A 22039-nucleotide genomic window follows, 5' to 3' on the forward strand; every position below is an offset into this window, starting at 1 on the left:
GTATAATAAAAAGCCTCAATAATTTAAGTTATTGAGGCTTTTCTTATTTACAACACATAAAAAGTGTTTTTTCAATTAGACCTCCAATGTGCCTTTAGCAGATGATGTCCCAGACATTTCCAATAATTCTTCTACATAACAACGTTTATTCGAAAGTCTTGGGATCTTATGTTGTCCGCCCAGTTTGTCATTTTTCTTCAGCCAGTCGTAAAATAATTTTTCTCTTGCCTGATGTACTGTTGGCATATTCAGCGTCATGTTATTATGCCGTTTGGCTTCATAATCACTATTTAATTGTTGTAAAGCCAGATCCAGTTCCTTGATAAAAACTTCTAAATTTTCTGGTGGAGTTTTAAACTCGATGATCCATTCATGAGCTCCCTTTTTTTTTCCTTCCATAAAAATAGGAGCAGCTGTATAATCTATTATCTGGCAGCCAGTGATCTGGGATGCTTTTTTTAGAGCATTATCGGTGTTTTCAATAATTAACTCTTCTCCAAAAACATTAATATGATGTTTAGTTCTTCCAGAAACCTTGATCCGGTAAGGACTGGTAGAGGTAAATCTCACGGTATCTCCAATTCTATATCGCCATAAACCAGCGTTTGTAGTAATAACAACCGCATAGTTCACATCGGTTTTCACTTCGCTTAGCGGAATTATTTTTTGTTCTGTTGTACCATAGGCATCCATCGGAATGAATTCATAAAAGATCCCATAATCCAGCATTAATAATAGCTCGTTGGAATTATTGTGATCCTGGCAAGCGAAAAATCCTTCAGAAGCATTATAGATCTCATAATATCTAAAAGAATCGCTAGGAAGTATTTTTTTATACTGATCTGCATAAGGCTGAAAATTCACTCCTCCATGAAAATACACTTCCAAATTCTGCCAAACTTGAAATAAGTCTTCTTTTCCACTAGTGTCTAAAACCTTGTTTAGCAATACTAACATCCAAGAGGGAACTCCTGCCAGACTGGTCACTTTTTCTTTGATGGTTTCATTTACAATCGCCTGCATTTTAATCTCCCAATCGTTCATTAGGGAAACTTCGTTGCTTGGGGTACTGCTGAATTCTGCCCAAAAAGGCATGTTTTCAATAAGTATTGCTGAAAGATCTCCATAAGAAGTGCCGTTATTCCTATAGATTTCCTTGCTTCCGCCTAAGCGCAAGCTCTTTCCTGTAAATAATTGAGATTGCGGATTATTGTTGAGGTACATGCACAACAAATCTTTCCCAGCGGCATAATGACAATTCTCTAAAGAATCTTCGCTAACAGGAATAAACTTGCTTTTTGCGTTGGTTGTCCCACTAGATTTTGCAAACCACTTAATAGGTGTCGGCCAAAAAATATTGTTTTCGCCTCTTCTACTGCGTTCTATAGCTGGCTCATATTCTTCATAAGAATGAATAGGCACACGCTCAGCAAAAGTTTTGTAGTTGGTTATTTCTGAAAAGTTATGTTTTTTTCCAATTTCAGTATGTCTGGCTTTGCTTATAAGTGATCTTAAAAGTTCTTGCTGAACTTCATTAGGATACTTCATAAACAACCCCATTTGATGGATTCGCTTCTTTAAAAACCAAGAGGCGATAGAGTTTACTAGTGGAATTGGCATTATTCTTTTATCTTTAAACCTGATTTAAAACGCTTGGTAATATACGTTATATCGGCTAAAATTAAAACTTATCCAGTAGTATACAAATACCATATCAAATAAATACAAATAAAATAGCATGAGATACGAAGGGGTACTAACAAAAATGAAAACAGAGCTGCAGAAGGAAGTAGAATATTACATGGTATTTGAGTCTGATTTTCTGAATGTTAATCAGATTCTCAATAAACGAATCAGCATTAATTTTTTGAGATATCAATGCATGAATTGTGGCTTGGAGAAAAAAGTATTTGCTCAGGGATTTTGTTATGATTGTTATACTTCCATTCCACAAACAGGTAATTGGATTATGAACCCTGAGATGAGTAAAGCTCATCTGGATGAAGAGGACCGAGATCTGGAATATGAGAAGCAGGTACAGCTGAAGCCACATATTGTATATCTGGCAAATTCCAGCAATGTAAAAGTGGGAGTTACTAGAAAAACTCAGGTTCCAACAAGGTGGATAGACCAGGGTGCGCATGAGGCTATTGAGATCGTGGAAGTGCCAAATAGATATCTAGCGGGGATAACCGAAGTTGCACTAAAAGCTCATGTTGCCGATAAAACGAACTGGCGAAAAATGCTTACCAATGACATTAAAGATCTGGACCTTGCAGAAGAGCGGGAAAAATTAAAGCAGTTTATTCCTGAAGAAGCATTGCAATATTTCTTGGCTGATAATACAGAAACAGAAATTCATTTCCCGGTTTTACAATATCCAAAAAAGGTGAAAACCCTAAACCTAAGCAAAGCACCTTTTTATGAAGGAGTACTAAAAGGAATCAAGGGGCAATATTTATTATTTGAAGATGGCACTGTTTTTAATGTGCGCAGTCATGAAGGTTTTGTGGTTGAGCTGTCAATACTCTAGTCCAAATGATTCGAATCATTGTCAAATTGAGCTTATCAAACTACAACTCCCGATAGGTAGCGGGAGTTGTAATTTGATTCTTAATCATTAGAATTCCCCGATGCTCTGCATCGGAGGTATTAGAGGAAAGTTTGAAAACGGTTGGTTTTCATAAAATGTTAAAACTTTCTTCCGTTGAATACCTCGATGGCTCTGCCTCGAGGATTATTTATTATTAAGAGTCTTCGACAAGCTCAGACTGACAAAGCAAAAAGTCTGCAACAGTCACAGCCTGACATTTCATTACGAATACTTAATAGTCAAAATTAATTCACTTTAGTAGTATCTTTTTGCGTGGTTTTCTTCTTCAAAAAACCACCTAAAATATCTCTTGCTACGTCTTTAACTTGTTGCTGTTGTTGAGTTCTTACAGTATCTTTTGGAGTAGTTTGATTAACAGCTCCAGTAGAATCTACAGTAGTTTTTGGAGTTTGCTTATTTTGACCGGTAAGAATATTACCCAAAGCATCTATCCCTTTGTTGGTTAGTTCCTTTTTTTGTTGTGCAATTATCTGTTGTGTCAGTCCGCTAATGGCTTGTTGCATATTTAGATTTATCTGCGGACTTTGGAAATTTCCTTTTAGACCAATTGGTATGGCAACAGTCATGTTTTGGAGATCTTGTGCGCTCAATTTAGATAAGGTGTTTCCAATTTCACTACCCAGCATCTTTGCAGGCACATCCAGCGTGAGCTTGTAATCCATAATATTATCGAAACTATGATTTCCAGCTACAGTTACTTTTATTCCTTTTACAATAAAATCGAATGGTTCAACATCTACACTTCCATCGTTAAAGGTTAATCTCCCTTTCAAATTATCAAGATTTATATCGTTAAAATCAATAAAACCTAATTTTTCGTCCAGCTGGGAAAGTAACGCCATTTGTTCTGGATTCACTTTTGCAGTTAATATTTGGGCTAGTGCCTGCCCCGCAAGACTAGAAAGTTGTGGTGTGAAATCATCATTTAGATTTCCCGATAGGTTTAGTTGGGTTTGAATTTTTCCTTGTAAAGCTTTGGCGATTGGAGCGAGATTTTGAAGTAATTCTAGTCCTTCAAAAGATTTTGAAATGTCCAATGCATTTAATCCCATATCCATGGAAAAAGTTGGGACAGCATTTTTCGTGGAAACATTTCCGCTCAAGGCGATAGAACCATCAAAGATATTGGATGTTACATTTTGAAGGGTAGCAGTTTCATCTTTAATGATCATGGTCCCTACAACATTTTTCAGCTCTAAATTATCGTACAATACGGTGTTAGCATTAAACGCCAAAGTTGCATCGAGGAAAGAAGGTATTTTTATAGCTTCTTTTCCGGTGGTAACTACTTTAGGCTTTTCGGTAGGCACTCCTTCTTTATCTGTTTTCTCGACGGTTTTAGTTTCTGCGATCATAAAGTCGTTTACAGAAAAGGTGTTCGATCTCACTTTGAAATCGCCTTTTAATTGCTGATCTGTAAACAGATATCCCATTAGATTCTGAATAGATCCTGAAGCATTCATATCGGTTTTTCCAGTGGTCATTAATAATTCCGGAACCTGTACATTTCCCTGATTAAATTTAAAGTTAGCACTGCTAATTTTTACTTCATTTGGGATCTCAGGAGTTTTGTAAGCAAAGTTTTTAATGCTCGCCACTCCTCTACTATTTACATTTTGATATTGTTCTTTTTCGATAGAATTCATATCGAAGGAGGTCTTTAGATCTGCGGTCAAGATCCCGTTAAGATCTTGTTGTAACTCCAAAGGATAAGCTTTTTCTAAATTCGCAAGGTTTATGGTTCCTTTTACAGCCATATCTACTAACATATTCCCGGTTAGGTTCTTAATATTTCCACTTCCGCTGAAGGTGTCCTCATCTATTCTAAAACTCATCTTGTTAATATCTAGAAAGGTATCATCTATAAGACCGGTTTCATTGATTATTGCAACATCTATGTCAATATTATCTACACTTTTAGGAAGATCCGGATATTTAAAAGAGGCGTTACTGGAGCTTATCTTGATATCCATTTTAGGGATATAGGTGTCGTCCACAATTCCTTTTATAATTCCGCTAACTACAAAATCTCCATTTGTTTCAACATTTTCGATATTCTTTTCATAAATAGCCGGAATTACCGCAAGAAAATTCTTGAAAGACGAGGATGGTGTTTTAAAAGAAAGATCTACTTCATTGTTATCTTCATTAACCTGAACATATCCACTAAAGGTAAGTGGCAACTGATTTAAGGTAGCTTGATTTTCTAAAAAGGTATATTTCAATTTATCCAGATCCATCTGGATTACAGCATCCAGAGCTAGTTTGTTTTTATTTAAATAATTTGTTCCATCATAATCCAAAGAAATAAGGGAATTGGTTTCTGTATTCAATTCAGATTGGGCTAAAGAAAAATCTCCGGTTCCCTGATGGTCTAAATTCTCCAAGAGCAAGGCCATTTTATTTCCTTCATCTACATACTTGAGCTTGGAATTATTTATTTCGTAATGTTTAAGATCTAATTTAAAAGGATTGGAAGTAGTGTCCACATTGGTATTTGTAGAATCTATAATCGCAATGTCATAATTATTGTTTCCTAAAGAATCTACTTTAATATTAACGAAAGCATTGTTCAGGATAAGTTCATCTATCTTCTTAGGCTCATCACCTCCTTTGAAAAGCTCTTTAATAGACATCTCTAAAAGCAATTCTTCAGTAACAGCAAGCGTATCTCCAGCAAAAGGAGCTTTATTTATAATACTTAGATCTTTTAATACTAAGGTGGCTTGAGGAAAACTTCGGAAAAGGGTGAGATCTAAATCACTAAATTCCACTGTGGCATCTACATTCTTATTGATGGTCTTTTTAACCATGTCTTTTAACTGTGCTTCAAAAATAAATGGAGCGGTGATTAAGAGAAGGATAATTACCAGCAGCGAAAAACCTATAATTTTAAATGCTTTTTTCATATTTTTTGTTTTCTATAATCGATATTAATAACCGAGGATGAATCTTTAAATTAAAACAATCTCTGCGCCAATTATTAAAATTTGAGATAATATTTATACTTCTTCCTTTAAGACTCAGGCACCAAAGTTATGAGTATGTAAATTCCTTTTACTTAATTTGTTGTGAAAATATTTATAACTAGGGTAGACAAACTATCTATTTTTTGGATAAATAATGAAGCAGAATAAGTTTGATCTTCATCATTATTATAAAAGGCCAGAAAATTATTGTTTTAAGTTTGTCTGAATCTTTAGACTCTGGTTTAATATAAATAAAATTCGAAGGGTTCAGAAAACATCTCGACTCCGCTCGATCTGACATTTAACTCATCATACTGATATTAAAATAGATGATCTAAGATAAAATAAATTTATAGAATGTCTTTTTATGGAAAAAATATAAAATAAATGGGATATAATATTGTGCTAATTGAACCTGAAATACCAATGAATACTGGAAATATTGGGCGTTTGAGCTTGGCTTCTGGTTCTACTTTACATTTGGTAAAGCCATTTGGTTTCGAGTTAAATGACAAACGGGTAAAGCGCGCCGGACTAGATTATTGGAAGCATATTTCTTTAAGGATCTATGAGAATGTAGAGGAATTCTTCGAAATGAATAAGGATAAAAAAATGGCATTTTTCTCCAGTCATGGTGAAAAGCAATATTGGGATATCGATTTTTCTGATGAGCTATTTCTTGTTTTCGGTAAAGAATCTGTTGGCTTGTCTTCAGAAATTATAGAAAACAATCAAGAAAACCTGTATAAGATCCCTATTTATAGTGAACATATAAGAAGCTTGAATTTAGCAAATGCTGTTAGTGTGGTGGTCTATGAGGGTATAAGAAACCTAAAATTAGGTTCTTAAAAACTTTAATAACTCTACTAAAAAACCAAGTATATGTAAGTTTGTTTTACTTAATTTTGCTGAGAAATTTAATAACTCCCTTCTTTAATATTCGATTTTAAGTTTGAATCCTCCAAAATTATATTATATCGCGCTAGGCAGTAATGATGGCAATAGAATGCAGCTATTGCAGCAAGCGATAGCTAAGATTTATGCTGAAATTGGTGAAGTGGATGCAATTTCTAAAGTGTACGAAACTCCAGCTTGGGGTTTTCAAGGCGATTTGTTTTTAAATGCCTGTATCGCTGTTTCTTCAAGATTTGCTGCAGAAGAAGTTTTACAAAAGCTCTTTGTAATAGAAACAGATTTAGGAAGAATTAGAACAACTACCGAAAGATATTCCAGTAGAAAAATAGATCTGGATATTATTTTAGTACAGGATGAAATTATAAATTCTTCCAGCTTAAAAGTTCCTCATCCTGAGATGCAAAACAGGAAGTTTGTGTTATTTCCATTGGTCGATATTGCAGGAAAGGAAATACATCCGATTTTAAAAACTTCTGCTTCTATTATAAAAGAGCGATTAGAAGATGATTCTTCTATAGAAGTTTATCCCGAAAACTTAACTTCTCCATCCAAAAAATATAGCTTTATCAACTATAACTATATTGCGGTAGAGGGAAATATTGGTGCTGGAAAAACTAGTTTGTCTACCATGATGTCTCAAGATTTTAATGCCAAATTGATCTTGGAGCGTTTTAAGGATAACCCGTTTCTGCCTAAATTCTATGAAGATCAAAATAGATATGCATTTCCTTTAGAGATGTCTTTTCTTGCAGATAGGTATCAGCAATTATCAGACGATCTTGCTCAGTATGATCTTTTTACAGATTTTGTGGTTTCAGATTATGATGTTTTCAAATCGCTGATCTTTGCTAAGATTACCCTTCAAGAAGATGAATATGCCTTGTACGATAAGCTTTTCAGGATAATTTATAAGGAATTGGTAAAGCCAGATCTGTATATATATCTGTATCAGAATACCGATCGATTACTTGAAAACATTAAAAGTAGAGGTAGGGATTACGAGCAGAATATCCAACCAGACTATTTAATTGAAATCAATAAAAGTTATTTGTCTTTCATAAAATCTCAGGCAAATATCAAGGTGAAGATCATTGATATTTCTGAATTGGATTTTGTGAATAACCGTAAAGATTATTTACAAATTCTAGCGAAGATTGAAGAGACTATTACTTTGGCTTAAACGTTTATAGACTGATCTTGCTAAAAAGATCCCATAACACAACTCCCGTACTTACAGAGATATTTAGAGAATGCTTACTTCCTAATTGAGGGATTTCGATTATTCCATTACTTGCAGTTACTACGCTTTGTTGCACTCCCTTAACTTCATTTCCAAACACCACGGCATAGGTTTTACCCTTTTCTGGCTGAAAATCATTTAGCATGGTAGCGCCTTCTGCTTGTTCAATAGCTAAGACCTCTACCTGCTCGTCTTGAAGTTGTTTTATAAGAGAGATAGTATTTTCCACATATTCCCATTCCACCGTTTCTGTAGCTCCCAGTGCTGTTTTTTGAATGTCTTTATGCGGTGGAGTAGCTGTTATTCCACAGAGATAGACCTTTTTAATTAAAAAGGCATCTGCCGTTCTAAATACAGAACCTATGTTGTTAAGACTTCTAATATTGTCCAGAATAACAATAATGGGCGTTTTAGCAGCTTCCTTAAATTCGGCTACCGTCTTTCTTTCTAATTCGCTATTCTTAAGTTTTCTATTTTCTCCCATAGTGGCAAAAATAGGAATATTTATAAGTGTTTTTTAAGATGTTAAAAGGAAATACTTAATCTACTTTACTTCCAAATATGATATTTCCTGAGTAACTTGCTTGCTTATCAAAATATAGCTCTTGCCTAGAACTCAAAGATCCTTAAAACCTGAAAAGATTAACTTTAAAGAAAGCTTTGCCTCTTTAAAGTTTGTGCCCCGTTTTTTTAAAGAAATACGAAAGGTTAATCCGTTGTTATTTTATGCCAACGTAGCTAGTAGAGTATTAAATGCGAGTTTACCTGTACTAATATTATTGATTGGAAAGATCATTGTAGATGAGGTAGTGCTTCAAATAGTTGCTGATATTAAAGATTATGACAGGCTTTGGTTATTTGTGGGAATTGAGCTTGGGTTGGCAATACTTTCAGATCTATTATCTAGAGCAATCGCGCTTACAGATGCGCTGTTGGGAGATCAATATTCTATAGATACTTCAGTAAAGATCATAAAAAAAACTTCAGAAATAAATTTGGATCAGTTAGAAGATTCAGAATTCTACGATAAATTAGAACGGGCGAGGCAACAAACTACTGGGAGAGTAGGCTTGATGTCCAATATTTTAACCCAAGGACAAGATATAATTGTGATTATATCTTTAATGGCGGGGGTAGTTGTTTTTGAACCTTGGTTGATAATTCTGCTAGTTGTTTCTATAGTCCCAACTATTATAAACGAAATAAAATTTAGTGGAACCAGTTATTCTTTAGCTAGAAGTTGGACGCAGGAACGCAGAGAATTGGATTATCTAAGATATGCAGGAGCAAGTGATGTGACAGCTAAGGAGGTGAAATTGTTCGGACTTTCAGATTATCTTGCAACAAGATTTCAAAACCTTTCCAATAAATATTACAAGGAAAGTAAGCAGCTTGCAAAGCAACGTGCAGCCTGGGGTTCATTTTTTAATGTAATAGGAACTGGGGCATATTATGGCGCGTATGTGCTAATAGTTTTTAGGACCGTGGTTGGAGTATTTAGTTTAGGAGATCTTACCTTTCTTTCAGGCTCTTTCAAAAGTTTGCAAAATAAATCACAAGGATTTTTTACCAGATTTACAGCAATCACAGAAAGCGCATTATATCTTCAGGATTATTTTGAGTTTTTAGATCTTAAATTCGATAGATCTGAAGAAGTAGAAGGACTGTCCTTACCTGAAAGTATAAAAACAGGATTCACGTTTAATAATGTTGGATTTAAATATCCTAAATCTGGGCGCTGGGTAATCCGTAATGTGAATTTTGAATTGAAAGCAGGTGAAAAGCTGGCTTTTGTAGGGGAAAATGGAGCAGGGAAAACCACACTTATAAAATTATTGCTTCAATTCTATGAGCCAACCGAAGGTGAGATCTTATTGGATGGTGTGCCAATAAAGAAATATAATCAGCTTCAATATCAGCAGTATTTCGGAGTGATCTTTCAGGATTTTGTGAAATTCGAATTAACCTTGCGGGAAAATATCGCAATGGGTGAAATAGAGGAAATTGGGAATCAGCCCCGAATAGACAATGCAGCAGATAAAAGTCTTGCGAATCAAGTAGTTTCAGAATTACCTGGAGGTTACGATCAGCAATTAGGAAAGCGCTTTAAAAATGGGAAAGACCTTTCTGGAGGGCAATGGCAAAAGATCGCTATTGCAAGAGCTTATATGAAAGATGCAGAAGTATTAGTGCTGGATGAGCCAACTTCAGCATTAGATGCGAGAGCAGAAACTGAAGCTTTTGATAGATTTATAAAGTTAACCGAAGGAAAAACCGCAGTGATCATATCTCACAGATTTAGCACTGTGCGAATTGCAGACCGTATAATGGTGCTAAAGGAAGGCACCGTTCTGGAAATTGGAACTCATGAAGAATTAATGGAGAATAATAAATTATATACTGAATTATTCAATCTTCAGGCAGCTGGATATCAATAATTTATTCCGAATATTTTTTATAAGCTTTTTTCTATTTCAATCAACGCCTAAATAATTCTATTTTAAAAATGACTTTCACCTCTTTCAAGATCGATCTTTAAGTTAGAAACATTCTCATTAAAAGATATTGTGGATAATTTTGAATAAAAGCAGCTTTTTAAATTTCTCATAGCCTTTAGGATTGAGTATTTTAGCAAGAACTAAATTGAACTCTTTTGGCAGCTAAAAAACCTAAATCAATCACTCCTTTAATGAAACAATATAACTCCATCAAGGTGAAATATCCTGATGCACTATTGTTATTCAGAATAGGGGATTTTTATGAGACCTTTGGGGAAGATGCCATTAGAACTGCCAGGATACTGAATATAATTCTAACTAAAAGAGGGAATGGGAGTGAAACAGAAACTGCTTTGGCAGGATTTCCTCACCACGCCTTGAATACCTACTTGCCTAAATTGGTTAAAGCTGGCTTGCGGGTTGCTATTTGCGATCAGTTAGAAGATCCTAAACTCACAAAAACTATTGTGAAAAGAGGTGTTACAGAGTTGGTTACTCCGGGAGTCGCAATGAATGATGAGGTTTTGAATAGCAAGGCCAATAATTTTTTATGTGCTGTTCACTACGGCAAGAAGACAATGGGAATTTCTTTTCTAGATGTCTCTACTGGAGAGTTTTTAACAGCGCAAGGTTCTTCGGAATATATAGATAAGCTTCTTCAAAATTTTGGGCCTAGTGAAGTCCTTATTCAGAAAAACTATAAAAAGGAATTTACTAAAACCTTTGGAGATAGTTTTCACTGTTTTTATCTGGAAGATTGGGTTTTTAAATTGGATTATGGATATGAATCCTTAAACGAGCATTTTAAAACCAAATCTTTGAAAGGCTTTGGAGTAGATCATTTGGAAGAAGGAATTATTGCTTCAGGAGCTATTCTATATTATTTAAGTGAAACCCAACATCATAAATTGCAGCATATCGCTTCTTTAAATAGAATAGCTGAAGAGGAATATGTGTGGATGGATAGGTTTACAATTAGAAATCTTGAGTTGTACAATTCCAACGCCCAAAATGCAGTCACCCTTCTGGAAATAATAGATAAGACTATTTCTCCTATGGGAGGAAGAATGATGAAACGATGGCTAGCGCTTCCGCTTAAAAATGCTGAAAAGATTAAAGCGAGGCATCAGGTGGTGAGCTATTTTATTCAGAATAAAGAGGAGTTAGCGCAGCTTCAGAAACAAATAAAACGCATTAGTGATCTGGAAAGATTGATCTCTAAAGTAGCTACTGGGAAAATTTGTCCTCGGGAAGTGATTCATTTAAATAATTCTCTGGATGCCATCATGCCAATCAAAAAACTGGCAATGGATGCTAAGGAAGAGTCCTTAAAAGTACTTGGTGATAAGTTACAAAGCTGTGAAGTTTTAAGAACCAAGATCAACGAAATGTTGCATGAAGAGGCTCCGGTAAATATTGTAAAAGGGAATACTATTGCTAAAGGTTATCATCCAGAGCTGGATGATCTTAGAAATATAGCTTTTTCAGGGAAAGATTATCTGAATGGGATGTTAGAGCGGGAGAGTAAAGCTACCGGCATCACCTCCCTTAAAATAGGAAGTAATAATGTGTATGGCTATTATATTGAAGTAAGGAATAGCCATAAAGATAAAGTGCCGGAAGAATGGACTAGGAAACAAACTTTAGTGAATGCCGAGCGTTACATTACTGAAGAATTGAAAGAATACGAAAGCAAGATCTTAGGAGCAGAAGAAAAGATCTTGCATTTAGAGCAAGAATTATTTGCAGGTCTTGTAGACTGGATGAGAGATTATATTAATCCTGTGCAGCAAAATGCGCGATTAATTGGTCAGTTGGATTGTTTGTCTTCATTTGCACAACAGGCTGTTCAGGAAAATTATAACAAGCCAGAAATAGATGATTCAACTGAATTAGAGATCAAGAATGGAAGGCATCCTGTTATAGAAAAACAACTGCCTCATGGGGAACAGTATATTACAAACGATGTTTTCTTAGATAGAGAAACTCAGCAGGTAATTATGATCACCGGGCCTAACATGAGTGGTAAATCGGCCATTTTAAGACAAACTGCACTTATAGTATTACTGGCTCAAATGGGAAGTTTTGTTCCGGCAGAAAGCGCGAGAATTGGCTTGGTGGATAAAATTTTCACAAGAGTAGGGGCGAGCGATAATATCTCTATGGGCGAATCTACCTTTATGGTAGAGATGAATGAAACAGCAAGTATCCTTAATAATCTTTCTGAGCGCAGTTTGGTTTTGTTAGATGAAATTGGTAGGGGAACAAGTACTTATGATGGAATTTCGATTGCATGGGCTATTACGGAATATCTTCATGAACATCCTACCCATGCAAAAACACTTTTTGCAACCCATTATCACGAATTAAATGAAATGGGAGATACGTTTAATCGTATCAAAAATTATAATGTTTCTGTAAAAGAGTTAAAGGATACTGTATTATTTCTTCGGAAATTGGTTCCCGGTGGAAGTGCACATAGTTTTGGAATTCACGTAGCTAAAATGGCAGGGATGCCACAGCAAGTGATAAGCAGAGCGAATAAAATCTTGAAGAAGCTTGAAAAATCCCATAAAATGGAAGATTCGGGAGAAATTTTAAAAAATTCTGCAGAACAAGAGATGCAATTGAGTTTTTTCAATCTGGACGATCCTTTGCTTCAAGGTTTAAAAGAGGAGCTCTTGCATATTGATATTGATACACTTACGCCAATTGAAGCTTTGATGAAATTAAATGAAATAAAGAGAATGCTTTCCGGGAAACAAAAAGCCCAGATTTAAAGGCGATAATTTTATAGAAAATCCTTTGGTATTATAAGAATTGTTTTAAATTTGCAACCGCAATAAGGTGTTATTGCTCTTCGGGAAACCGAAAAAACGTTCAGACAAATTGCGAAAATAGCTCAGCTGGTAGAGCGCCACCTTGCCAAGGTGGAGGTCGCGGGTTCGAATCCCGTTTTTCGCTCTGACAGGCGAAACATTTGAAGTTTGCGGGTTCCCCCGATGCTTCGGGGACATTTTTCGCTCTGACAGGTGAAAATCGCTCTTTATGATAATCCGCGCTCGTATGGTGGATCCCGATAATTATCGGGAAATAGTCTTAAGAGCAACAAATCCAAATTAGGATTTAAAATATTAAAACATCCACGCTCGGGTGGTGGAATTGGTAGACACGTTGGACTTAAAATCCAATGAACATTAGTTCGTACGGGTTCAAGTCCCGTCCCGAGTACTTTAAACCCTGTTAATCGATTGATTATCAGGGTTTTTTGATTTATAGATTAAAAATTGTTAAACCATTTGTGAATTCGCCACAACTTTTAAGATTGATCCTTGAATGTTTCTCAGAGCAGATTAACATCTCTGTAAGTATACTTCGACCATTTTTCGTTCCGTAAAAAACTCAGGATACCTCTTATATGATAGGGTATCCAAGGGTGGGACTGCTCTTTTTTCAATAAACTAATCCATCACTTTTTCCACTCCTTCAAGCAACACTGCCATTTTTAAATAAAGCCTGTCTTTATGTACCGGTTTAGCGAGATAATCGTTCATCCCTATGTCTTTCACCCGCTGTTTGGTACTTTCCATAACATCTGCTGTTACGGCTATTATAGGAATGTTCTTATTATAGGTCCCTGCCTCTCCCTTTCGTATCTCGATGCAGGCTTCATAGCCATCCATTATCGGCATTTGCAAATCCATTAGTACAAGATCAAATGCCTGTTCTTGCAATTTTTCAAGACATTCAGCACCATTATTGGCAAAACTTACCTGGGTTCCGTTCCATTTTTTAAGGATCATTTTTAGGACCATTTGGTTTATGGGGTCGTCCTCAACTACTAGGATATGGCTGCCTTTCAAATCATAAGTTTGAATAGGAGTCAATTTTGATAGGGCTGCAGGTTTATTGGCCAGGGGGAACGAGAGCTTGAGAATGCAGGTGGTTCCAACTCCCTGCTTACTTTGTATTTGAATCTCGCCCTTGTGCATATCTACAAGTACCTTTATAATAAAGAGTCCCAAGCCAAGACCACCATATTTTCGCTTATTATTGATGCTTTCTTGGGTCAGCGACTCAAATATAGTTTCCATTTTTTCTGTAGGTATTCCAATTCCGGTATCGGTAACCTTCAGTAACAGGTCCATAGTATTAAGGTTTCCTTTCCGAGTTTCAAGGTCTAATCGTATACTGCCATCCGGAGTAAATTTCAGGGCATTGTCTAGGAGGTTGTTTACAATTTGGGCTACCCGGTTTGTATCACCTACTACTGCCTCGGTTACTAAGTTATTAGTATGAAATTCAAAAGAAAGACCTTTTTCTTCGGCCTGGTTCTTATAGCTTATTTGTAGTTGTTCCATGATCTCCATAAGATCAAAAACCTCATTCTCAAGTTTCAGTTCCCCTTTTTCTATTTTTGAAAAATCCAGAATATCGTTTATAAGATTTAATAGACGTACCGATGAAGCCTTGATCAAATTTGAGGTGGTCCTTACTTTCTGTTCATTGGTCTCATTGGCCATAGCATCTGCAAGTCCCATAATTGCATTTAGCGGAGTGCGCAATTCGTGACTTAAATTAGACAGAAAATAAGATTTAAGCTCATTCATTTCCTGAAGTCGTATCAAGGCAAGATTTTGCAGTTCTTGTTTTTCGGTTTTAAGTTTTTTGATCCTGTTGGCCATGGAAAGGGACAGGAAGATAATTTCTAGTCCTGTTCCCAGTTTTGCACTGTTTTGGGTGAGAAATGTATTGGGTAAGACACTTAAATTATTCAGGATAAAGATCACAAATCCCAGGATGAGGAAAAATATTCCCGTGAGAAAAAATTTGTCCACGGCTATTTTTATGGAAACCAGGATGATCACCGAAACCACTATGGCTATTAATACCCCAAGTCCCAGGAGGTTTGCTGAGGGATATGAAAATTCCAGAACCCCCGGCACAAATAGCAGCGCGAGCAGCAGAAGTCCAAGGCCCACATAGATCGCATTAAAGATCCAGGGCATAACGCTGTTGCCTTGCCGTATATTCAAATACACTTCAGAATATTTGCCCAGAAAAGCGGCTGATAAAATGGCAAACAGAATTACAGAATGATTGGAGAACCAGCCACCTGCAGGTGCAAGATATTGAAAAAAGTAGCCATCCAGGGAGAACTGTAAAAGTCCCACTGTGATTACATAAATACTATAATATAGAAAACTCCTTTCTTCAAGGGCAAAGAAGTAAAACAGATAAATAATGGCAGCGATTAATAAGATACCGTAGAAAATGCCAAACACCAATTGCTCGATATAGGTGATCTTTAGAAGGCTGGAAGCATTATGAAGAAGTAGGGGTAAATTTAAAACTTCTCCGTCATTCTCGTAATGTATGTAAATATCAAGGGTTTCTTCAGAAGGCAGATGTATTTCAAAAATTGTTTTCCGGTGGTCAAAACTGCGATTTGAAAAGGCCATTTTATCCCCGCTTTGTTGGGATTGAATGTTTCCTGAAGCTGAAATGCTGTAGAGGTTCACCCTGTCTGTTATAGGTCGGCCGGTCTCAAGATAATAAGTGAGATTTTGAGAAGTAGTATTTTTGATTCTGAATTTCACCCAATAGTGGTCCCGGGTGAATCCAATATTCATATTTTCAGATTCCAGAGGCCTAAAATCCAGGTTTGCGGTATTGTTCCTTACTTCTTCAAGAGTGTAGATTTCGTCTCCCGCGCTGGCATAAAGTGCATATTCATGCAAGGAAACAACTTCAGTAATTTGTTGGGCGGGGTACGGGTGCTGTACCAAAGCATTAACCTGAAAAGAGCACAGGAGTAGAAAGACCAGGCTGGGAAAATATCTTATTTGACCTTCAGGGCAGGGTAGGTAGGGGGCCATTAATATTATATTTAATTAATATTGATAATGGCGGTTAAGATAGAAATTAATTTTCAGATTAGATCTGAAGGCACTATATCAAGCAAAAAACTTTTGAGATTGATCATGGAACCGCTCTTCTTAGTTTTATACTTTTTAAAAATATCAAATGATAAATTGCTTCTGAAGTAAACTTTGGTGGAATGTTAGTTTTCACTGCCTTATTTTTCTTAACGTTTTCTTATATTGAGATCTCAAAAAAAATTGAATATGATCAAAAAAATATCAGCATTCGGCTTGTTGGCACTTGTTTTTCTTGGATGCCAGAGTCAGGGATCCATTACAGGAACACAAACAGGGAATAAATCAGCTTCAACAACAGATTCTAAAAAAGATAATGGCGAACTAAAGCCTTACCGGGAGGTAATTACTTCAGAAGCTAAAAGTGATGAAGGTTTGTTCACCAGCCACAGGGTAGGAGATAAGTTATATTATGAAATTCCACTCAGCCTGCTTGATCAAGATATGCTGTTGGTGAGCAGAATTGCAAAAGTGCCGGCCGGTTTTGGTGGTGGCTATGTAAATGCTGGTTCCAAGGCAAATGAACAGGTTGTACGATGGACCAAAAGGGGTGAGAATGTAGATATAAAGATCATCAGTTTTGAGAATGAAAGCGATGAAAACTCCCCTATATACCAATCTGTTGCTGCAAATAACTTTTTCCCAATACTTTACAGTACAAAAATTTCGGCTTACAACCCAGATTCTACGGCCGTTGTAGTTGAGGTGAACAGCTTATATGAAACTGATATAGATGCGATTAACGGTATCTCAAGTTCTCTTAAAAAAAAGTATAAAGTAAAAAAGCTTGATCAAAATCGTTCTTATATTGAGTCTGTTCAATCTTTTCCGAAGAATATGGAAGTAAAACATGTGATGACCTATGAAGCAGAGGAACCGCCGGAAAGAGATCAGGCAGGAACTATTTCTTTGCTGATGAATCAATCCATGATATTACTTCCTGATGAAAAAATGCAGCCAAGACTGGCAGATGAAAGAGTAGGCTGGTTCAGTATCAAGAAATACGATTATAATTCAGACGAACTCAAATCTGATGATTACAGGATTATAAGGAAGTGGCAATTGGTTCCGAAGGATATTGAAGCCTATAAGAGAGGAGAATTGGTAGAACCTGTAAAACCTATTGTTTATTACCTGGATCCTGCAACACCAGAAAAGTGGAGACCCTATTTCAAGATGGGAATCGAAGACTGGAACGTAGCTTTTGAAGCTGCAGGATTTAAGAATGCTATCATAGCCAAGGATCCGCCTACTAAAGTAGAAGATCCGGAATTTAGCCCTGAAGATATAAGATATTCTGTGGTAAGATATGTTGCCAGTACTACAAGGAATGCAACTGGGCCTTCCGTATCAGATCCACGTACGGGTGAAATAATAGAAAGTGACATAATTTGGTATCACAACCACCTGCGTTCTTACCGAAACAGGTTTATGATAGAAGCAGGAGCACAGAATCCTGCTGCCCGAACTTTAAATACTCCGGAAGCTGAAATTGGGGAAATGATGCGAATGGTGATTGCTCACGAAGTAGGTCACGCCCTGGGATTACCACATAATATGAAAGCCAGTTCAGCATATCCAACAGATTCTCTTCGTTCAGCTGAATTTACGCAGAAATATGGACTAACACCTTCCATTATGGATTATGCAAGAGTGAATTATGTAGCACAACCGGAGGACAAAGATGTACGATACATCCGGATGATGGGTCCTTATGATCTTTATGCGATCAATTGGGGGTATCGATATATACCAGAAGCTAAAAGTGCTATTGAAGAGAAGCCTATTCTTGATAAATGGATACTTGAAAAAGCCGGGGACAGGATGTATGAATTTGGAAGTGGTTATGGTGGAGTAGATCCCCAGTCGCAAAGGGAAAGTTTAGGATCGGACCAGGTAAAGGCCAGTGAATATGGACTTGCAAATTTAAAAAAGGTAGTTCCAAATCTTATTGCATGGACTTCCAAAGACGGAGTAGATTACGAGGATCTTGATGAGGTTTACGGGGAATTGACCGGTTTATGGAGAGGTTATGTAAACCATGTGGTTGCCAATGTAGGTGGAGTTAATGAAACCCTGAAAACTTCAGATCAGGAAGGAGCTGTGTATAGAGATGTTCCAAAGGAAATTCAAAAAAATGCCGTGGTGTTTTTAAATAATCATGCTTTTACAACTCCCGACTGGTTGCTAAACCAGGAGATTTTGAGTAGAATTGAAGCATCAGGAGCTATTGAACGTGTACAGAATTTACAGACCAGAGCCCTTAATAATCTCCTTGATGAGGACAGGCTGAAGAGGATGGTAAGTAATCAACAGATGAATGGCAAAGGAGCCTATACGGCAGTAGAATTGATGGATGACCTGCGAAAAGGAATCTTCAGTGAATTATATTCTGGAAGAAAGACTGATGCCTATCGCAGAAATTTACAACGTTCTTATGTTGATGCTGCTTCCGCATACCTTCAGCAGTTAAAAGGAGAAGATAATGAAGCTGTTTTAAAGTCGGATATCATCGCATTAATGCGTGGTGAAGTGGAGCGGTTAAAAAGGGACATCAGTGCAAGGAAAAACAATAATAATGATCCCTTAACGAAATATCACTGGAATGATCTAGTTGCAAGAATAGATGCTGGCCTTACAGTCGATTTTTAAAATAGATTTTATTTTCATGTATCTCAATATTAGTGACAGAGTAACGCAGTGACCATGTGATGGGGGATCTTAGTAACGGAGTGACCTTGTAAAGCAGTGACGGAGTTTTGAACATAGTTCTTCTACACTTCTTAAATTCATTACAGCGTTACTTCATCACTTAGTCAGATCATCACAACATTACTCCGTTTTGTCACATCAAAAATGTGATAAAGTGACCTAGTGATGTAGTACCGTAGTTTTATTTTAACTTCTTTCAATATCAATTAATCACAACTTCACAGCGTCACTTCGTAACATCATTACTGCGTTTCTTTGTTCTCCGTCAAATTTTGTATTAATTTCAAAAACATTTTGCGAATGTAAATTGATTGTTCTTCTAATTCTTGGAAGTAAAGTGCCCTCAAAAAGTTAAACACTAATTGGGGGCATTTTTTTAATCCCTCATTGAGGGTTTAATTCCCCGAGGCTTGCCTCGAATTTTTAAAAGTATTTTCCCATTCATAACTCGTGGGCTTGCCCCGAGGTTCTTGATTAATAGGAAATTGGATAAGACTTTTTTGCCCTCAAATAGAATTACTGATTCTCCCCGTTTACATCATCTGTATTATGAACTTCTTCATCTATTTCTTTGACAACTTTTTCGGCACCGGCTTCAATTTTCTCTCCTGCTTCTTTAGCATTTGTTTCTATATCTTCACCTATAGACTCCAAAGCATCTTCTGTTTTTTCTTGAGTAGTTTCTCTACAAGAATATACCGATGTTGCCATTGCAGCAAGCATCAGCATTAAAAATAATTTTTTCATTGTTTAGATTTAAAGGGTTTAACTAAAAAAGCCACCTCAAATTAAATTAAGATGGCTTAAGAATATGAATGCAAAAAAGACTACATGTCGTCGTCTCCGTTCACATCATCAGTTCCATTTACTTCTTCTTCTACTTCAGTTTCAACGTTTTCAGCAGCAGCATCTAAGTCATCAGCAACATCCTCTGCAGCATCTTCCATGTCGTCAGCTGCGTCTTCCATAGCGTCTTCTGTTTTTTCTTCTGTTGTTTCTCTACAAGAATAGATTGATAAAGAGAATACAGCAGCTAATAATAATAAAGATAATTTTTTCATTGTAAATTGTTTAATTAGTTGAGTAACAAATTTAAACTAATTTTTAATTTTGCCAAGTACTCTTTTCAGTTAAATATTTCCAATATCTTTTAGGTACATGTTGCAGGTGTAGTTTCATATTCTTTCTGGCTTTGATATTAGTGCTTTCAAAATATTCTTGCCATAATTTCTGAAAGCCTATTTCTGAAGTGCTGAAAACACTAGTGTTAGATGAATCTAGGTGATCTTTGGATTTAAAATTAAAATTTATATAACTGGTATCTCGTAAGTTATAAAACAAGCCAAAATTTCGCTTTATATCGTAAATAATCCATTTTTGATCGGCATATCGTCTTTCAAAATGCTGTAAAATTATGGGGAGAACGTTAAAATCTGGCTCAATAGTAGCAAAATAGATCTCATCTTTAGTTAGCTTAAATCTAACAAAAGCTTCCATCCTATGTTTTTCCCTACTCACCATTTTAGCAGTTTTACTTACTTTTAGGACTACTGGATTTCCAAAATCCCTTTCTTCAAAACACTTATCCTTAAACACCAATTGTATATATTGAAGTAAGATGAGTTCTATGCCTTCTATTTCGCTTAAAAAAGCAAAATATAAGTGTCTGTAACTCTTTTCTGAAATTTTATTTTTTAGTCCGAGAACCACCCGATCTGCTTTTTCATTATCAGTAATAATTGTCTCCAGATCTCCGAAGATGTTTCCTTGTAGTGTGGTGCTTGGAAAAATTCCGTGTACTTCTAGTCCTTGTTCAAATACCATAAACACACAAGTAAGAAAACCCTCGAAACTGCCATCGTAATATAAAGTAGTTGGACCGTTCATCATGAAAATAAACTTAATTGTGAACTATAGTCTTTTCTGAATTTGCTATTGGAATTTTGAAGGATCAAGCCCTTTATTTGAAGACTGGAAAGATCTCTCTTCTCAAAACTATTAGAATCACAGGTTATAAAATATCTTGCTCTGTTGTACGCGATTCCTATTTTTTTGAGATGATCCCAATTCAGTTTTCTGCATTTTCTCGCCTCAATTATTTTATAAACCGATTTTAATCCTATTCCTGGTACTCTGGCAATGAGCAACTTATCTGCCTTATTGATATCTATAGGAAATAGTTCTCTATTGCGTAAAGCCCAGCTTAATTTTGGGTCTATGTCTAGATCTAAATTTTGATTTTCATTATTTAAGAGTTCTCTTATGTCAAAGCCATAGAACCGCAGTAGCCAATCTGTTTGGTAAAGCCTGTTTTCACGGAGTAGCGGGACGGGGCTTCCAAGTGCTGGAAGTCTGGAGTCGTTGGCTACCGGGATATATCCGGAATAATAGACTCTTTTCATCTTATATTTTTTATAATAATAGGCAGCAGAGTACATTACATCCCTATCGCTTTCTCCAGTGGCACCAACAATCATTTGTGTGCTTTGGCCGGCAGGAGCATATTTTGGTGTGCTCTTTATTATCTTTTTTTCGCTCTGATAGATCTGGATCGCATTTTTTACGGCTTCCATTGGTTTTATAAAATCTTCATGCTTTTTATCTGGTGCCAGCAATTTTAATCCTGAAATTGTGGGAATTTCAATATTTACGGAAAGCCTATCTGCATATAATCCTGCTTCCTGCATCAGTTCATCACTGGCGCCTGGAATAGATTTTAGATGAATATAGCCATTGAAATTCTCTTCCAACCTCAACTTTTTAGCTACCTGTACCAATCTTTCCATGGTAGTATCCGGACTATTAAAAATTCCTGAACTTAGAAATAGTCCTTCTATGTAATTTCTTCGGTAAAAATTCATTGTGAGATCCACCACTTCCTGGACCTTAAACGCAGCTCGCTTAATATCGTTGCTTTTCCGAGTTACGCAATAGGCGCAATCAAAAATACAGTGATTGGTTAATAAGATCTTCAGCAAAGAAACGCATCTTCCATCCTCCGTATAACTATGACAAATTCCTACACCATCGCTATTTCCCAGACCTCCTTTATTAGCACGTTTGCTCCCGCTACTGGAACATGAAATGTCATATTTCGCGGCATCTGCGAGAATATTTAATTTTTCCTTAATCCTTTCAAAAGACATAGTTTT

14 protein-coding genes and 2 tRNA genes are annotated in these 22039 nt (G+C 36.2%); 8 read left to right on the top strand and 8 right to left on the bottom strand.

Annotated elements, in window-relative coordinates:
* Positions 1 to 75: 75 nt before the first annotated feature.
* Positions 76 to 1620, bottom strand: a complete 1545-nt coding sequence (locus H033_RS0106370) for a GH3 auxin-responsive promoter family protein (protein ID WP_026837547.1) — start codon at positions 1618 to 1620, stop codon at positions 76 to 78.
* Between the two features lie 118 nt (positions 1621 to 1738).
* Between H033_RS0106370 and H033_RS0106375 the strand changes: the two genes are divergently transcribed.
* Positions 1739 to 2533: a DUF2797 domain-containing protein gene (locus H033_RS0106375; RefSeq protein WP_026837548.1), complete on the top strand. Its 795-nt coding sequence runs from the start codon at positions 1739 to 1741 to the stop codon at positions 2531 to 2533.
* Between the two features lie 305 nt (positions 2534 to 2838).
* On the opposite strand, the gene H033_RS0106385 is transcribed toward H033_RS0106375, so the two are convergent.
* On the bottom strand, positions 2839 to 5523 hold the full coding sequence (locus H033_RS0106385; RefSeq protein ID WP_026837549.1) for an AsmA-like C-terminal region-containing protein: 2685 nt from the start codon (positions 5521 to 5523) through the stop codon (positions 2839 to 2841).
* A gap of 447 nt (positions 5524 to 5970) precedes the next feature.
* Here H033_RS0106385 and H033_RS0106390 point away from each other — a divergent pair, with 447 nt between their 5' ends.
* On the top strand, positions 5971 to 6432 hold the full coding sequence (locus H033_RS0106390; protein ID WP_026837550.1) for a tRNA (cytidine(34)-2'-O)-methyltransferase: 462 nt from the start codon (positions 5971 to 5973) through the stop codon (positions 6430 to 6432).
* A gap of 103 nt (positions 6433 to 6535) precedes the next feature.
* A complete protein-coding gene (gene folK, locus H033_RS0106395) occupies positions 6536 to 7678 on the top strand; it encodes a 2-amino-4-hydroxy-6-hydroxymethyldihydropteridine diphosphokinase (RefSeq protein ID WP_026837551.1) in 1143 nt (380 codons plus the stop codon).
* A gap of 4 nt (positions 7679 to 7682) precedes the next feature.
* Here the strand turns inward: folK and H033_RS0106400 are convergent, their stop codons facing one another.
* Positions 7683 to 8222: a TrmH family RNA methyltransferase gene (locus H033_RS0106400; RefSeq protein WP_026837552.1), complete on the bottom strand. Its 540-nt coding sequence runs from the start codon at positions 8220 to 8222 to the stop codon at positions 7683 to 7685.
* Positions 8223 to 8343: 121 nt separating this feature from the next.
* Here H033_RS0106400 and H033_RS0106405 point away from each other — a divergent pair, with 121 nt between their 5' ends.
* The 4 genes from H033_RS0106405 to H033_RS0106420 all read left to right on the top strand — a co-directional run bounded on the left by H033_RS0106405 (position 8344) and on the right by H033_RS0106420 (position 13467).
* Positions 8344 to 10176 carry an ABC transporter ATP-binding protein gene (locus H033_RS0106405; protein WP_026837553.1) on the top strand — a complete coding sequence of 611 codons (1833 nt, stop codon included), beginning with the start codon at positions 8344 to 8346 and terminating at the stop codon, positions 10174 to 10176.
* 251 nt (positions 10177 to 10427) lie between these two features.
* Positions 10428 to 13016: a DNA mismatch repair protein MutS gene (mutS, locus tag H033_RS0106410; protein ID WP_231367565.1), complete on the top strand. Its 2589-nt coding sequence runs from the start codon at positions 10428 to 10430 to the stop codon at positions 13014 to 13016.
* Positions 13017 to 13127: 111 nt separating this feature from the next.
* Positions 13128 to 13200 (top strand) — tRNA-Gly (locus tag H033_RS0106415).
* 183 nt (positions 13201 to 13383) lie between these two features.
* Positions 13384 to 13467, top strand: a tRNA-Leu gene (locus tag H033_RS0106420).
* A gap of 230 nt (positions 13468 to 13697) precedes the next feature.
* Here H033_RS0106420 and H033_RS0106425 read toward each other — a convergent pair.
* A complete protein-coding gene (locus H033_RS0106425) occupies positions 13698 to 16115 on the bottom strand; it encodes a hybrid sensor histidine kinase/response regulator (protein WP_051227820.1) in 2418 nt (805 codons plus the stop codon).
* Between the two features lie 249 nt (positions 16116 to 16364).
* Between H033_RS0106425 and H033_RS0106430 the strand changes: the two genes are divergently transcribed.
* On the top strand, positions 16365 to 18827 hold the full coding sequence (locus tag H033_RS0106430) for a zinc-dependent metalloprotease (RefSeq protein WP_026837556.1): 2463 nt from the start codon (positions 16365 to 16367) through the stop codon (positions 18825 to 18827).
* Between the two features lie 576 nt (positions 18828 to 19403).
* Here H033_RS0106430 and H033_RS0106435 read toward each other — a convergent pair.
* The 4 genes from H033_RS0106435 to H033_RS0106450 form a co-directional block, all read right to left on the bottom strand.
* Positions 19404 to 19634: a hypothetical protein gene (locus H033_RS0106435; RefSeq protein ID WP_026837557.1), complete on the bottom strand. Its 231-nt coding sequence runs from the start codon at positions 19632 to 19634 to the stop codon at positions 19404 to 19406.
* Positions 19635 to 19714: 80 nt separating this feature from the next.
* On the bottom strand, positions 19715 to 19855 hold the full coding sequence (locus H033_RS22035; protein WP_231367566.1) for a hypothetical protein: 141 nt from the start codon (positions 19853 to 19855) through the stop codon (positions 19715 to 19717).
* A gap of 136 nt (positions 19856 to 19991) precedes the next feature.
* On the bottom strand, positions 19992 to 20777 hold the full coding sequence (locus H033_RS0106445) for a TIGR03915 family putative DNA repair protein (RefSeq protein ID WP_316928624.1): 786 nt from the start codon (positions 20775 to 20777) through the stop codon (positions 19992 to 19994).
* Positions 20774 to 22033 carry a putative DNA modification/repair radical SAM protein gene (locus H033_RS0106450; protein WP_026837560.1) on the bottom strand — a complete coding sequence of 420 codons (1260 nt, stop codon included), beginning with the start codon at positions 22031 to 22033 and terminating at the stop codon, positions 20774 to 20776. Before H033_RS0106450 ends, H033_RS0106445 begins: the two co-directional genes overlap by 4 nt.
* Positions 22034 to 22039: the final 6 nt, after the last annotated feature.

Source organism: Gillisia sp. JM1, from assembly GCF_000424645.1.
Classification (GTDB): Bacteria; Bacteroidota; Bacteroidia; order Flavobacteriales; family Flavobacteriaceae; genus Gillisia.